Origin of the sequence: Micromonospora sp. NPDC005686, from assembly GCF_042871665.1 — a bacterium.
GTDB lineage: Bacteria > Actinomycetota > Actinomycetes > Mycobacteriales > Micromonosporaceae > Micromonospora.
In genome coordinates, this window is the sequence record NZ_JBIAIY010000010.1 from 228,078 (window position 1) to 242,217 (window position 14,140).

Below are 14,140 nucleotides of genomic sequence, written 5' to 3' on the forward strand. Positions count from 1 at the left end.
GAGGCGTCAAGAAGGGGCCCTGCCTTTCACGTCAGTCGTGGGCGATGGCGCCCAGGACGTTGATCCGTGCGGCCCGGATCGCCGGGAGCACCGCGGCGATCACACCGATGATCGCGGCCAGGATCAGGAACGTCACCATCTGACCCCAGGGCAGGATCAGGTCGGTGATGCCCTCGTCCTTGAGCGCCTCGACCACCGCCGCGCCGAGACCGGCGCCGACCACCACGCCGAGCAGCGCGCCGAAGATGGAGATCACCACCGCCTCGACCGTGATCATGCGCATGGTCTGGGCGCGGCGCAGGCCGATCGCCCGTAGCAGGCCCAGCTCCCGGGTCCGTTCCAGCACGGACAGCGCGAGCGTGTTGATGATGCCCAGCACCGCGATCACGATGGCCAGCGCGAGCAGGATCTGGATCATCTGGAGCAGGGAGTCCAGCTGGCCGGTCTGCTGCTCGATGAACGCCGCCCGGTCGGCCACCGACACCTCGGGGCTGTCCGCCAGCAGCCGCTCGACCTGCGGCTGCACCGCGTCCACCGACGTGCCGGGGGCGAGCTGCAGGAAGCCCTGGATGGGCTGCGGGATGCTGAAGTCCGCGGTGGCCTGCGGCGGCAGCGTCACCGGGTTGGTCAGCTGCGAGCTCTCGTAGATGCCGCTGACCGTGTAGGTGCGGGCCTCGCCGCGGGACAACTGCACCGGCACCGTCGAGCCGACGGTCAGGTTACGGGCCTCCGCGGTGTCGGAGCTGACCAGCATCTGGTCCGGCGCCAGCTTGCTGATGTCACCGGCGGTGGCCTTCGCCCCGAAGATCTGCTGCAGCGCCGCCACGTTGCTCGACGCGGAGACCCAGGTCCGCTCGCCGCCGACCATCGCCATGTCGCCGTACTCGCCGGAGACCAGTCGCACGCCGGGAATGGCGGCGGCCTTCTCCAGCACCGCCGGGTCGAAGCTCGCCGGACGTGGCCCGGACGAGGACCCGGAGATCACCAGCTCCGCCTTGATGGTGTCCTCGGCGAGGGCGCCGATGCTGCCCTTGGCCGAGTCCAGGATCACCGTCACGCCGGTGACCAGGGCGATGCCCACCATCAGCGCGGCGGCGGTGATGGCGGTGCGGCGCGGGTTGCGGCCCGAGTTGAGCCGGCCCAGCTTGCCCGGCACCGACCAGGAGAACATGGCGCCGAGCAGCGAGACCACCGGCCGGCTGATGATCGGCGTCAGCAGCGCCACCCCGATGAACGCGAACAGCACGCCGCCGAGGATGGTCGCCAGGGTGTTGCCGCGGGCGTGCCCGCCGAGACCCAGGAACAGCAGCACCGCGCCGATGCCGGTGACCACCGCGCCGCCGACGGTGACCTTGGTGAGCGGCCGGTCCGGCGTGGCGACGTCCTGCATCGCGGCGATCGGCGGGATGCGCGAGGCGCGCAACGCCGGCAGCAGCGCGGCGATCACCGTGATCAGCATGCCGACCGCGAACGCGCCGATCACCGCCGAGGGCGGCACGCCCAGCCCGGCCAGGGTCAGGCCACCGGCGAGCTGACCGAACAGGTACGCCAGCAGCGCGCCGACGCCGATGCCGGCGGCGAGCCCCAGCACCGAGGCGATCAGGCCGACCGCCAGCGCCTCCAGCACCACCGAGCCGATGACCTGCTTGCCGCTGGCCCCGATGGCCCGCATCAGGGCCAGCTCACGGGTGCGCTGGGCCACGATGATCGAGAACGTGTTGAGGATCAGGAACGTGCCGACCAGCAGCGCCACCGCGGCGAACCCGAGGAGGATCTTGTTGAAGAACGACAGCCCTTCCTTGAGGCCGGCCGAGGCGTCGGCGGCGAGCTGCTCACCGGTCTTGACCTGGTAGTCGGCGCCCAGCGTGCGGGCCAACTCGTCGCGCAGCGCCGCCGGCGTGGTGCCGTCGGCGGCCTGGACGCTGACGTTGCTGAACACGTCCGGCTTGCCCAGCATCAGCTGCTGCGCCACCGGAGTGGTGAAGTAGACCTCGTTGGCGCCGCCGATCGAGTCCCGCCCGCCGCTGTAGCCGAACACGCCGACGAGCGTGAACTCCTTCTTCGGCGCCAGCGTCAGGACGCCGACCCGGTCGCCGACCTTCACCTTGCCCGCCTCGGCCAGCGCGGCGTTGATCACGATCTCGTCGTCGGCCTGCGGGCCGCGGCCCTCGCGCATCTCCACCAGGTCGCCCTCGCCGAGCCAGTTCTGGCCGAGCTGCGGCGGCCCGAACGAGGTGACCACCTTGCCGTTGCTGCCGATCATGCGGGCGCCCTCGGCGGCCACGACGCCCTCGGCGTCGGCGACGCCCGGCACCGCCTTGACCCGGTCGAGCACCGACGCCGGCATCGGGGTGCTCACCGGCATGCCCTCGGTCGTGGAGACGTCGATCTTCGGCTTCGCCTCGACGCTGACGTCGACTTCGGAGTACGCGTCGGCGAAGACCGCGTCGAAGGACCGCCCGAGCGTGTCGGTGAGCACGAACGCGCCGGAGACGAACATGACGCCGAGCACCACCGCCAGCCCGGACAGCAGCAGGCGCAGCTTGCGCGCCAGCAGGCTCTTGAGCGTTGCCCGCAGCATCAGTTGCCCACCTCGACCGGGGCGTCCAGCTTCTTCATCGTGTCCAGCACCGTCTCGGCGGTCGGCTCGATCAGCTCCGAGACGATCTGCCCGTCGGCGAGGAAGACCACCCGGTCGGCGTACGCGGCGGCGGTCGGGTCGTGCGTGACCATGACGATGGTCTGGCCGTGCTCGCGGACCGAGTTGCGCAGGAACTTGAGCACCTCGGCGCCGGAGCGGGAGTCCAGGTTGCCGGTCGGCTCGTCCGCGAAGATCACCTCGGGGCGGGAGACGAGCGCCCGGGCGCACGCGACGCGCTGCTGCTGGCCGCCGGAGAGCTGCGCCGGGCGGTGCCCGAGCCGATCCCGCAGGCCGACCGTGTCGATCACGGTGTCGTACCAGGCCGGGTCGGGCTTGCGGCCGGCGATCGACAGCGGCAGCAGGATGTTCTCCTGCGCGGTGAGCGTGGGCAGCAGGTTGAACTGCTGGAAGATGAAGCCCACCTTGTCCCGGCGCAGCTTCGTCAGGCCCGCGTCGTTGAGACCGGTCACAGTGGTCTCGCCGATGGACACGGTGCCCCTGGTCACCGTGTCCAGACCGGCGAGGCAGTGCATCAGGGTGGACTTTCCGGAGCCGGACGGCCCCATGATCGCGGTGAACCGGCCGCGTTCGAACTCGGCGGTCACTTCCTGCAGCGCGACGACCTGCGCCTCGCCGCTGCCGTACACCTTCCACACGTCGTTCGCCCTGGCTGCGGCCTGCCGTCGGTCTACCGTCGCGGTCACGTTCATACCTCTTCCGTCGTTCTGCGCAAAGCCGCACCGCCCCCGCTGGCCGGTGCGGCGGAGTCCATCCTCGTGGCCGGGCGGTGGAAAATCCTCCGACCTGCGGTGGAATCCGTGCTGGTCTTCGCTGGGGGTCGCCCCCCATTCGCCGGTCAGGGTGACCCCTGACCAGGCCGGCGGCGCCGGCATCCGGCCCTGACCTCGTGTCAGGGTCAACACCGCAGCGTCACCGCTGGTCACGGTAGGTGACCCGCGCCACCTCGGCGCCCGGACGGACCAGGCCCGTCTCGTACGCGAGCACGACGGCCTGCACCCGGTCGCGCAACCGTAGCTTTGTGAGCACGTGCCCGACATGGGTTTTCACAGTCGTCTCGCTGACCGACAGCGCCCGCGCGATCTCCGCGTTGGACAGTCCGCGCGCCATCTGGGTGAGCACCTCGCGCTCCCGGTCGGTCAGCGGATCCAGGGCCCGCGCCGGCGCGGCGGCCGGGTCCGGCAGCAGCTCGGCGAAGCGGTCCAGCAGCCGGCGCAGGACGCGCGGGGCCACCACCGCCCCACCGGCGGCCACCGTGCGGATCGCGGCGACGAGATCCTCGGCCGGCACGTCCTTGGTCAGGAAGCCGGTCGCCCCGGCCCGCAGCGCCCCGACGACGTGGTCGTCCTGCTCGAACGTGGTGAGCACGAGCACCCGTACCGGCAGCCGGGCCCCCACGATCGCCCGGGTGGCGGCCATCCCGTCCAGGCGGGGCATCCGGATGTCCATCAGCACCACGTCGGGCAGCAGCCGCCGGGACAGCTCCACCGCCTCCGCGCCGTCGCCCGCCTCGCCCACCACGTCGAGGTCGTCCTCCGCGCCGAGCACCATCCGGAATCCCGTACGCAGCAGCGGCTGGTCGTCGGCGAGCAGCACCCGCACCGGCCGGAACACGGCGCCATCGGTCATGCGTCCCCCTCGTCGTCCCCGGGGCGGTCAGGCCGTCCGTCCGGGGATCGGCGCACGCCCACGAGCCGCCCGGTAGCGGCACCGGGCGGCCGCACCACGGTAGAGGGCGGCCACCGCCCGCACCCCGACCAGGCCGCCCGGTTCCCGCAGGATGGCGGGCGGGCCCGGGGGTTACTCGTCGGCGCCGGGCGCCACCGGGCGGGATCGGGCGTCCACGAGCGGGTCGGGCGCGGCGGCGGCCACCGGGAACGGCGGCGGCGTGCCGCCGTAGCTCGGGCACAGCGCCTGGTGGTTGCACCAGTCGCACAGGCGACTCGGCCGGGGACGGAAGTCCTGCCGGGCGGTGGCCTGCTCGATCGCGCGCCACAGCGCCACCACCGTGCGCTCGAAGCGCACCAGCTCGTCGGCGTCCGGCGCGTAGTCGCAGACCTCGGCGTCCTTGAGGTAGAGCAGGCGCAGCACCCGCGGCACCACGCCCCGGGTGCGCCACAGCACCAGGGCGTAGAACTTGAGCTGGAACAGCGCCCGCGCCTCGAACGCCTCGCGTGGCGCCCCGCCGGTCTTGTAGTCGACCACCCGCAGCGCGCCGTCCGGCGCGACGTCGAGCCGGTCGAGGTAGCCCCGGATGAGCAGCTCGTCGTCGACCACCGCGGAGATCAGCGCCTCGCGCTCGGCCGGTTCCAGCCGGCGCGGGTCCTCCACCGCGAAGTAGCCGTCCAGCAACGCCGTCGCCGACCGGAGGAACTCCTGCGGCCCGACGGTGTCGCCGTCGGTGAACAGCGTCGCCAGCTCCGGCTCCTCGGTGACCAGCCGGTCCCACTGCGGGGAGACCAGGTCACCGGCCGACTCCGGGGTGCGCGCGGCGGCCGGCAGGTCGAACAGCCGCTCCAGCACGGCGTGCACGAGCGTGCCCCGGGCCTGCTCGACGGTCGGCCGCTCGGGCAGCCGGTCGATGCTGCGGAACCGGTAGAGCAGTGGGCAGGTCTTGAAGTCGGCCGCCCGCGACGGCGACAACGAGGCCCGCACGGTGACCGGGGCCGGTGCCGCCGTCTGGTCGCCGTGACTGTCGATCATCGGTTCCGCCGTCATGCCCGGAAGGTTAGGGCACCCGTGTGACAGGGGCGTGGTCGCCGTACCGGAACATGATCGCCGATCCGCGCCCGCGGTGCTCACCGCGGCGGCCCGCTCCTCGGGCTCACGTAGCATCGGGCCGGTGCAGCAGCGGAGCCGAGGACCCCGCCGGCCAGGGCTCAGCCTCGGCCGGATCCTCGGGGTGCCGTTGCGCGTCGACGCCTCGATGCTGCTGCTCACCGTCGTGGTCACGGTGCTGTACGCCGCGCTGGCCCGCCGCCAGCTCGACCTCGGCCCGCTCGGCGGCTATCTGGTCGGTCTCGGCTTCGTGATCTCGCTGCTCGGCTCCGTGCTGCTGCACGAGCTGGGCCACGCGCTGACCGCACGCCGGTACGGCATCGGTGTGCGGGGGATCACGCTGGAACTGCTCGGCGGCTACACCGAGATGGACCGCGACGCCCCCAGCCCTCGGGTCGAGCTGCTGATCTCCCTGGCCGGGCCGGCCGTCTCCGCGGTGCTCGGCGCGGTCGCGGTCGCCGCCACCCTCGCCCTGCCCGCCGGCACGCTCGGCCACCAGCTCGCCTTCCAGCTCGCGGTCAGCAACGTGGTGGTGGCGATCTTCAACAGCCTGCCCGGGCTGCCGTTGGACGGCGGGCGGGCGCTGCGCGCCGCGGTGTGGGCGCTCACCCGCGACCGGCACCGCGGCACCGAGGTGGCCGGCTGGGTGGGCCGGGCCGTCGCGCTGGGCACACTCGTGCTGGTGGTGGTGCTCACCATGCGCCGGGCGCTCGCCCCGCTGGCCCTGCCGTTGCTGCTGCTCGTCGCGCTGACGCTGTGGCGCGGCGCCGGCCAGTCGATCCGGCTGGCCCGCATCGGCCGCCGGCTGCACCTGGTCGACCTGGCCCGGCTCGCCCGCCCGGTGCTGCCGGTGCCCGCCGGCACGCCGCTGGCCGAGGCCGAGCGCCGCCGCGACGAGGCGGGCACCCCCGACGCGGCGCTCGGCGTGGTCGACTCGGCCGGCCGTACCGTCGCCCTCGTCGACCCGGTCCGCGTCGCCGCCGTACCCCGGGAACGGCGGCCGTGGGTCGCGGTGGACGAGGTGGCCCGCGACCTGTCCGCCGTGCCGGTCCTGCCGCTCGGCGCCGACGGCGAGCGGGTGCTGGAGACCGTGCGCACCCACCCGGGCGCGCAGTACGTCGTGACGGCAGGCGAAGATGTGGTCGGCGTGCTGCACATCGCGGATCTCGCCCAGCTCCTGGAACCCGAACGGAAGACGAACACGTGACCGCAGAGATCTCCACCGTCCCGGCGCTGCCCCCGGTCCACCGCGGGCCGTTCCGGCCGGGCGACCGGGTCCAGCTCACCGACCCGAAGGGCCGGATGCACACCGTGACGCTGGAGCCCGGCAAGGAGTTCCACACCCACCGCGGGATCCTCAAGCACGACGCCCTGATCGGCCTGCCCGACGGCAGTGTGGTCACCACCACCGGCGGCGGCACCGCGTTCCTGGCGCTGCGGCCGCTGCTGTCGGACTACGTGCTGTCCATGCCGCGCGGCGCCCAGGTGATCTACCCGAAGGACTCGGCGCAGATCGTCGCCATGGGCGACATCTTCCCCGGCGCCAAGGTGCTGGAGGCCGGCGCCGGGTCCGGCGCGCTGTCCTGCTCGCTGCTGCGGGCCGTCGGCACCGAGGGCGAGCTGCACTCGTTCGAGCTGCGCGACGACTTCGCCCAGATCGCCCGGCGCAACGTCGAGGCGTTCTTCAACGGCTCGCACCCGGCCTGGCGGCTGCACGTCGGCGACGTCGCCGACTGCGCCGAGACCGGCTTCGACCGGATCATCCTGGACATGCTCACACCGTGGGAGATGCTCGACATGGTCGAGCGGGCGCTCGTGCCCGGCGGTGTGCTGATCGGCTACGTGGCCACCACGCCGCAGCTGTCCGAGCTGGTCGAGGCGCTGCGCGAGCGTGGCGGCTGGACCGAGCCGCGCGCCTGGGAGTCACTCGTCCGGGACTGGCACGCCGAGGGCCTGGCGGTCCGCCCGGACCACCGGATGATCGCTCACACCGCGTTCCTGGTCTCCGCCCGCAAGCTCGCCCCCGGGGTCACCGCGCCGCCGCGCCGGCGCAAGCCCAGCAAGGGCGCCGAGGCGTACGCGCAGCGCCGCGACGCCCTGCGCGCCGCCGCCGCGGCCCGCGCGGCCGAGGAGCCGGAGCAGTCCTGACCCCCGCCGCGCGGCCGCGCGCGTACGGGCGGATCATGTGTGCCGGTGGGAACGACACCGAAGCGGGTGGAGACGGTGGCATGAGCGAGCGGATCGGGGCGCGCGTCGGGCGGCGCGCCCGTGCCGGTGACCGGGGCCGGTGGCAGCACGACGGCGCGGCCGGGCGGGAGGCGGCGTGAGCGACCCCGGCTACGGCAACGGTGACCTGCCCGCCGTCTTCCCGGACTGGTCCCCCTACAAGGACCTGGAATCGGCTGCCCGGGCGTACCTGCGCGACCCGGACATCGCGCTGGAGGCGCTCGACGGCGTGCTGCGCGGCGCGTCCGTGCTCGGCTTCACGCTGGAGCGCTTCGTCAACGAGGTGAACGGGGTGTGGCAGGAGGTCGTCGTCTGCGACGGCAGCCGGCTGGTGCTCTGGCACGGCGAGGACGTCCCGCCGGGGGAGGGGCCGCCCGGCGCGATGACCTCCTCGCTGCGGGTGGTGCCGCTGTCGACGGTCACCGAGGTCGGCTGCCGGCGGCGGCTCATGCGCGCCGACAACGGCGCCGTACGGGTCGACAGCATCGACGTGTACCTGCTGCTCAGCTCGCTCGACGAGGCGCCGCCCAGCGACGAGGTGGTGGGCGCGCCCCGGCACGACGCGCTGCGTTTCGGCAAGACCCTCGACGACGGCGGCGCGGGGCAGATCGCCCGGCTGGAGGAGTTCGCCCGCCTGGTGGCCTCGGTCGTCGGGCGGCCGTTGCTCTAGGGCGGCCGTTGCTCTAGGGCGGACACACGACGGGCCGGGGACCACGTCCCCGGCCCGTCGTGTTCGTCTCCGCCTCAGTCCTCGGCCTCCGGGCCGGCCACCTCGACGCCGTCGCTGCCCCGCACCACGTGGATGCAGTCGCCCGGGCACTCCTTCGCCGAGTCGATCACCTCGAGGCGCAGGTGCTCCGGCACGTCCGCCCGGGCGCCCGGGGCCTGCCGCAGCTCGCCGTCCGGCCCCTTGACGTACGCCAGGCCGTCGACGTCGAACTCGAAGACCTCCGGCGCGTACTGCACGCAGAGCCCGTCGCCGGTGCAGAGGTCCTGATCAACCCAGACCTGCAACTGGTCGGTCGCGACGTCGGTCACGAAGCACCCCCCATGTTCTCCCGTCCCACACTCCGACGGTACCCGAACGCCCGTACCCGCCCCGCGACCAGCCCTTCGCGATCAAGCTTCGGTGACGAGCGCGTTGCTGTGGACCGAATCGGGCTCATAGCGGCTAGTGTTAGGTCAGAACGTTCAAGCCCCCCGGGGAGGTGGGACGTGGCACGCAGCGACGACGCGGACTCGCGCGCCGCACGGTGGGAAAAGGAAGCCCACGATCTCTCCACGCAGGTCGCGTTCCTGCAAGAGGAACTCGCTCTGGTGCGGCGGAAGTTGACCGAAAGCCCTCGACACGTCCGGCAGCTCGAAGAGCGGCTGGCGGCCACCCAGGCACAGTTGGCGCGGCTGACCGAGAACAACGAACGGCTCGTGGGCACCCTCAAGGAGGCTCGCGCGCAGATCGTGACGCTCAAGGAGGAGATCGACCGTCTTGCCCAGCCGCCTAGTGGCTACGGCGTCTTCCTGGCCAAGCACGACGACGGCACGGTGGACGTGTTCACCGGCGGGCGCAAGCTCCGGGTGGCCGTCTCGCCCTCGCTGGAGGTCGACGAGCTGAGCCGCGGCCAGGAGGTCCTGCTCAACGACGCGCTCAACATCGTCGACGCGTTCGGCTACGAGCGGGTCGGCGAGGTGGTGATGCTCAAGGAGATCCTGGCGGGCCCCGAGGGCGCTCCGGGTGACCGGGCGCTCGTGGTCTCGCACTCCGACGAGGAGCGGATCGTGCACCTCGCCGAGACGCTGATCGGCAGCGCGATCCGGGCCGGCGACTCGCTCATGATCGAGCCCCGCTCGGCGTACGCGTACGAGCGGATCCCGAAGAGCGAGGTCGAGGAGCTGGTCCTGGAGGAGGTGCCCGACGTCAACTACGAGGACATCGGTGGCCTCCAGGCGCAGATCGAGCAGATCCGCGACGCGGTGGAGCTGCCGTTCCTGCACTCGGACCTGTTCCGCGAGCACCAGCTCCGGCCGCCGAAGGGCATCCTGCTCTACGGCCCACCCGGCTGCGGCAAGACGCTCATCGCCAAGGCGGTGGCCAACTCGCTGGCCAAGAAGATCGCCGAGCGGGAGGGCAAGGACCGGCACACCAGCTTCTTCCTCAACATCAAGGGCCCCGAGCTGCTCAACAAGTACGTCGGCGAGACCGAGCGGCACATCCGGCTGATCTTCCAGCGGGCGCGGGAGAAGGCCGGCGAGGGCACCCCGGTGATCGTCTTCTTCGACGAGATGGACTCCGTGTTCCGTACCCGCGGCTCCGGCGTCTCCTCCGACGTGGAGAACACCATCGTCCCGCAGCTGCTCAGCGAGATCGACGGCGTCGAGGGCCTGGAGAACGTCATCGTCATCGGCGCCTCCAACCGGGAAGACATGATCGATCCGGCGATCCTGCGCCCCGGCCGGCTCGACGTGAAGATCAAGATCGAGCGGCCGGACGCCGAGGCGGCGAAGGACATCTTCTCCAAGTACATCCTCGCCGGCCTGCCGCTGCACGCCGACGACCTGGCCGAACACGGCGGCGACGCCCAGGCCACCGTCGCGGCGATGATCGACGCGGTGGTCCTGCGGATGTACTCCGAGACCGAGGAGAACCGCTTCCTCGAGGTCACCTACGCCAACGGCGACAAGGAAGTCCTCTACTTCAAGGACTTCAACTCCGGCGCGATGATCCAGAACATCGTCGACCGGGGCAAGAAGATGGCCATCAAGGAGTTCCTCGCCTCTGGACGCAAAGGACTGCGCCTTCAGCACCTGCTCGACGCCTGCGTCGACGAGTTCCGCGAGAACGAGGACCTGCCCAACACCACCAACCCCGACGACTGGGCCCGCATCTCCGGCAAGAAGGGCGAGCGGATCGTCTACATCCGGACGCTCGTCTCCGGCGGCAAGGGCACCGAGGCCGGACGGTCCATCGAGACCGCCAGCAACACTGGTCAGTACCTGTAGTCCGACCCTTCGACGGAGGCCCGCGGCGTACGCGCCGCGGGCCTCCGCGCGTACCCCGGGTGAGCCGCCACACCGGACCGGCGCTGCCGCGACGCCCCCTCGGCGCGTCACGCCGACTACGCTCGACATGACGGGGACCCCGACGGCGAGCGGAGCGGGTAGGTCGATGAGCGTCAGAAGGATCATGGGCACCGAGGTCGAGTACGGCATCTCCGTGCCCGGTCAGGCCGGAGCCAACCCGATGGTCACCTCCTCCCAGGTGGTCAACGCCTACGGGGCGCGGCCGGAACTCAACCGGGGCGGCCGGGCCCGTTGGGACTACGAGGAGGAGTCGCCACTGCGCGACGCCCGCGGATTCACCTACTCCGGCGCCGCGTACGACCCGGCCGAGGCGCTCGCCGACGAGGACCTCGGGCTCGCCAACGTCATACTCACCAACGGCGCCCGGCTCTACGTCGACCACGCGCACCCGGAGTACTCCACGCCCGAGGTGACGAACCCGCTGGACGTGGTGCGGTGGGACAAGGCGGGGGAGCGGGTGATGGCCGAGGCGGCCCGCCGGGCCGCGACCATCCCCGGCACCCACCCGATCCACCTCTACAAGAACAACACCGACAACAAGGGCGCCAGCTACGGCGCGCACGAGAACTACCTGATGCGCCGGCAGACGCCGTTCGCCGACATCGTGGCGTACCTGACGCCGTTCTTCGTCACCCGGCAGATCGTCTGTGGCGCCGGTCGGGTCGGCATCGGCCAGGACGGCGGCCAGAGCGGTTTCCAGATCTCCCAGCGTGCCGACTTCTTCGAGGTCGAGGTGGGGCTGGAGACGACGCTCAAGCGGCCCATCATCAACACCCGCGACGAGCCGCACGCCGACGCCGACAAGTACCGCCGGCTGCACGTCATCATCGGTGACGCCAACCTCTCCGAGATCTCCACGTTCCTCAAGGTCGGCACCACCTCGCTGATCCTCGCCATGATCGAGGAGAAGGCGCTCGGCGCGGACCTGGGCATCGCCGACCCGGTGGCCGAGCTGCGCGCGGTCAGCCACGACCCGTCGCTCAAGCACCTGATGCGGATGCGCGACGGCCGCAAGCTCACCGCGCTGGACGTGCAGTGGGCGTACCTGGAGCGGGTCGGCTCCTTCGTGGACGACCGCTACGGCCAGGACGTGGACGCGCAGACCGCCGACGTGCTGCGCCGCTGGGAGAGCGTGCTCGACCGGCTCGGCCGGGACGCGTTCGAGTGCGCCGACGAGCTGGACTGGGTGGCCAAGCTGCGGCTGCTGGAGGGCTACCGGGAGCGCGAGAAGCTCGGCTGGGGCTCGCACAAGCTGCAACTGGTCGACCTGCAGTACTCCGACGTGCGGCCGGAGAAGGGCCTCTACCACCGACTGGTGCAGCGCGGCTCGATGAAGACGCTGCTCACCGACGAGCAGACCCGCACCGCGATGACCGAGCCGCCGGAGGACACCCGGGCCTACTTCCGGGGCCGCTGCCTGGACCGGTACGCCTCCGAGGTGGTCGCCGCGAGCTGGGACTCGGTCATCTTCGACGTGGGCCGGGAGTCGCTGGTCCGGGTGCCGATGATGGAGCCCGAGCGGGGCACCCGCGCGCACGTCGGCGAGCTTTTCGACCGTTGCGCGAGCGCCAAGGATCTGCTGGAGACGCTCACCGGCGGGTGACCCCGGTGCCGGAAGGCCCGCCGGGTGCCGGAAACGGGCTCGCGGCGGGTCTTTCGTCGCTCCCGCGAGGTAAGTTGATCGCAGGCGATCGTGGAGGAGGCACCACCATGGCGACACAAGAGGGTGGGCAGACCCAGTCCGGCAAGTCCCGCGAGGAGGTCGAGGAGGTCACCGCGCAGGCCAACCCCGAGGTGGCCGAGCGGCACGCCGAGATCACCGAGGACGTGGACGACCTGCTCGACGAGATCGATTCCGTCCTGGAGGAGAACGCAGAGGAATTCGTGAGGGGATATGTGCAGAAGGGGGGTCAATGAGGCTTGTGTCCGATTTGCCGGAGGCGTCGGACAAGCTCTGCCCCCAGTGCCGCCAATCGCTGCCCGCGTCGGCGTTTCACCGTAATCGCCGTCGTCCGGACGGGCTGGCGTTCTACTGCAAGACATGTGCCGCTGCCCGCTCGGAGGCGAGCCGCCGCAAGCGCGGGATGGCCCCGCAGCGAAGGGCAGCGGTGCCGGTCGCGGACGGCCTCAAGTGGTGCCCCGACTGCGAGCAGATCAAGCCCGTCGACGACTTCCCGCGAACGACCAACGCCAGCGGCCGGCACAGCTACTGCAAACCGTGCCATGTGGCCCGCGGCAACGAGTCCAAGCGCGGCTCTACGGCGGCAATCGCGAGTACCACCTGCGTCGCCGCTACGGGGTCGGGGAGAAGGAGTTCCAGGAGCTCCTGGCCGAGCAGGGCGGCGTGTGCGCGATCTGCCGGCGCCCCGATCCGGAACATCTGGACCACGATCATCGCACCGGATGGGTGCGCGGGATACTCTGCTTCAACTGCAACGGTGGTCTTGGCCAGTTCAAGGACAACGCCGACGTCCTGGCCAGGGCGATCACGTACCTGAGAGGAACCACGTGGCAGCGGGTTTTGATCCATCCGGGCGTCTTCCAGATGTGTTCACCAACGCGGGGACGTCCTCCTTCACAGCGTTCCTGAGCAGGGTGGCCCCCGAGATGCTGCCCGGCCGCCGGCCACTGCCGCCCGGCATGGCCGCCGACCTGGCGCCCCACGCGACCACCATCGTCGCCATCTCGGCCGCCGGCGGCGTGGTCATGGCCGGCGACCGGCGGGCCACGATGGGCAACCTGATCGCCCAGCGCGACATCGAGAAGGTGCACCCGGCCGACGCGTACTCGCTGGTCGGCATCGCGGGCACCGCCGGCATCGGCATCGAGCTGATGCGACTGTTCCAGGTGGAGCTGGAGCACTACGAGAAGATCGAGGGCGCGATGCTCTCGCTCGACGGCAAGGCCAACCGGCTCGCCTCGATGATCCGCGGCAACCTGGGCGCGGCCATGCAGGGCCTCGCCGTGGTCCCGCTGTTCGCCGGTTTCGACCTGGCCGCCAGCGACCCGGCGCGGGCCGGGCGGATCTTCAGCTTCGACGTGACCGGCGGCCCGTACGAGGAGACCGGCTACGACGCCATCGGCTCCGGTTCGCTGTTCGCCAAGTCCGCGCTGAAGAAGCGGTTCCGGACCGGCCTGTCGGTCGAGGACGCGACGCGGCTGGCGGTCGAGGCGCTCTACGACGCGGCGGACGACGACACCGCCACCGGCGGCCCCGACCTGACCCGGCGGATCTACCCGGTCGTGATGACCGCTACCGCCGAGGGCACCCACCGGCTCACCGCCGCCGAGACGGCGGCGATCGCGGAGAGCGTGGTGTCCGGCCGGATGGAGAACCCCGGCGGCTGAGCCCGCTCCCACCGTCCACCGAGTCAGCAGTCCCGCAGAAGGAGAACCGCC

13 protein-coding genes are annotated in these 14,140 nt (G+C 71.7%); 8 read left to right on the forward strand and 5 right to left on the reverse strand.

All coding sequences use genetic code 11. The annotated features are described in order from the left end of the window. Window positions 1–31: 31 nt before the first annotated feature. The 4 genes from ACFYON_RS23255 to ACFYON_RS23270 form a co-directional block, all read right to left on the reverse strand. Window positions 32–2,581, reverse strand: a complete 2,550-nt coding sequence (locus tag ACFYON_RS23255; protein WP_354871988.1) for an FtsX-like permease family protein — start codon at window positions 2,579–2,581, stop codon at window positions 32–34. Beyond that, the gene (locus ACFYON_RS23260; protein ID WP_387189394.1) at window positions 2,581–3,345 is read right to left on the reverse strand and encodes an ABC transporter ATP-binding protein; all 765 of its coding nucleotides are present in this window, start codon (window positions 3,343–3,345) and stop codon (window positions 2,581–2,583) included. Before ACFYON_RS23260 ends, ACFYON_RS23255 begins: the two co-directional genes overlap by 1 nt. A gap of 226 nt (window positions 3,346–3,571) precedes the next feature. After that, window positions 3,572–4,288, reverse strand: coding sequence for a response regulator transcription factor (locus ACFYON_RS23265; protein WP_354871994.1), 717 nt, complete (start codon window positions 4,286–4,288; stop codon window positions 3,572–3,574). A 171-nt stretch (window positions 4,289–4,459) separates the two neighbouring features. After that, window positions 4,460–5,377: a RecB family exonuclease gene (locus ACFYON_RS23270; RefSeq protein WP_387188983.1), complete on the reverse strand. Its 918-nt coding sequence runs from the start codon at window positions 5,375–5,377 to the stop codon at window positions 4,460–4,462. 124 nt (window positions 5,378–5,501) lie between these two features. Here ACFYON_RS23270 and ACFYON_RS23275 point away from each other — a divergent pair, with 124 nt between their 5' ends. From ACFYON_RS23275 to ACFYON_RS23285, 3 genes are all read left to right on the forward strand, one after another. Next, complete coding sequence (locus tag ACFYON_RS23275) at window positions 5,502–6,644, forward strand: M50 family metallopeptidase (protein WP_387188984.1); 1,143 nt, start codon at window positions 5,502–5,504, stop codon at window positions 6,642–6,644. Then, window positions 6,641–7,585 carry a tRNA (adenine-N1)-methyltransferase gene (locus ACFYON_RS23280; protein ID WP_357711261.1) on the forward strand — a complete coding sequence of 315 codons (945 nt, stop codon included), beginning with the start codon at window positions 6,641–6,643 and terminating at the stop codon, window positions 7,583–7,585. The genes ACFYON_RS23275 and ACFYON_RS23280 overlap by 4 nt, the downstream gene beginning before the upstream one ends. Window positions 7,586–7,760: 175 nt before the next feature. Next, window positions 7,761–8,333 carry a hypothetical protein gene (locus ACFYON_RS23285; RefSeq protein WP_354871999.1) on the forward strand — a complete coding sequence of 191 codons (573 nt, stop codon included), beginning with the start codon at window positions 7,761–7,763 and terminating at the stop codon, window positions 8,331–8,333. 74 nt (window positions 8,334–8,407) lie between these two features. On the opposite strand, the gene ACFYON_RS23290 is transcribed toward ACFYON_RS23285, so the two are convergent. Next, the gene (locus ACFYON_RS23290) at window positions 8,408–8,701 is read right to left on the reverse strand and encodes a ferredoxin (protein ID WP_357711263.1); all 294 of its coding nucleotides are present in this window, start codon (window positions 8,699–8,701) and stop codon (window positions 8,408–8,410) included. A 177-nt stretch (window positions 8,702–8,878) separates the two neighbouring features. On the opposite strand from ACFYON_RS23290, the gene arc reads away from it, so the two are divergent. The 5 genes from arc (at window position 8,879) to prcB (ending at window position 14,089) form a co-directional block, all read left to right on the forward strand. Beyond that, window positions 8,879–10,660 carry a proteasome ATPase gene (gene arc / locus ACFYON_RS23295; protein ID WP_387189390.1) on the forward strand — a complete coding sequence of 594 codons (1,782 nt, stop codon included), beginning with the start codon at window positions 8,879–8,881 and terminating at the stop codon, window positions 10,658–10,660. 166 nt (window positions 10,661–10,826) lie between these two features. Next, window positions 10,827–12,344, forward strand: coding sequence for a depupylase/deamidase Dop (dop, locus tag ACFYON_RS23300; RefSeq protein WP_354872007.1), 1,518 nt, complete (start codon window positions 10,827–10,829; stop codon window positions 12,342–12,344). Window positions 12,345–12,451: 107 nt separating this feature from the next. Beyond that, window positions 12,452–12,658, forward strand: coding sequence for a ubiquitin-like protein Pup (locus ACFYON_RS23305; protein ID WP_135239959.1), 207 nt, complete (start codon window positions 12,452–12,454; stop codon window positions 12,656–12,658). Window positions 12,659–12,782: 124 nt separating this feature from the next. Further along, entirely contained in the window at window positions 12,783–13,331 is a 549-nt protein-coding gene (locus ACFYON_RS23310; RefSeq protein WP_354872010.1) for an endonuclease VII domain-containing protein, read from the forward strand. Next, window positions 13,250–14,089: a proteasome subunit beta gene (prcB, locus tag ACFYON_RS23315; protein ID WP_354872012.1), complete on the forward strand. Its 840-nt coding sequence runs from the start codon at window positions 13,250–13,252 to the stop codon at window positions 14,087–14,089. Before ACFYON_RS23310 ends, prcB begins: the two co-directional genes overlap by 82 nt. Window positions 14,090–14,140: the final 51 nt, after the last annotated feature.

What these genes read in the sequence shown, in the direction of transcription:
- ACFYON_RS23255 (WP_354871988.1), bottom strand. Translation starts at nt 2,581, where the DNA reads ATGCTGCGGGCAACGCTCAAGAGCCTGCTGGCGCGCAAGCTGCGCCTG.
- dop (WP_354872007.1), top strand. Translation starts at nt 10,827, where the DNA reads ATGAGCGTCAGAAGGATCATGGGCACCGAGGTCGAGTACGGCATCTCC.
- ACFYON_RS23305 (WP_135239959.1), top strand. Translation starts at nt 12,452, where the DNA reads ATGGCGACACAAGAGGGTGGGCAGACCCAGTCCGGCAAGTCCCGCGAG.
- ACFYON_RS23265 (WP_354871994.1), bottom strand. Translation starts at nt 4,288, where the DNA reads ATGACCGATGGCGCCGTGTTCCGGCCGGTGCGGGTGCTGCTCGCCGAC.
- ACFYON_RS23270 (WP_387188983.1), bottom strand. Translation starts at nt 5,377, where the DNA reads ATGACGGCGGAACCGATGATCGACAGTCACGGCGACCAGACGGCGGCA.
- ACFYON_RS23310 (WP_354872010.1), top strand. Translation starts at nt 12,783, where the DNA reads ATGTGCCGCTGCCCGCTCGGAGGCGAGCCGCCGCAAGCGCGGGATGGC.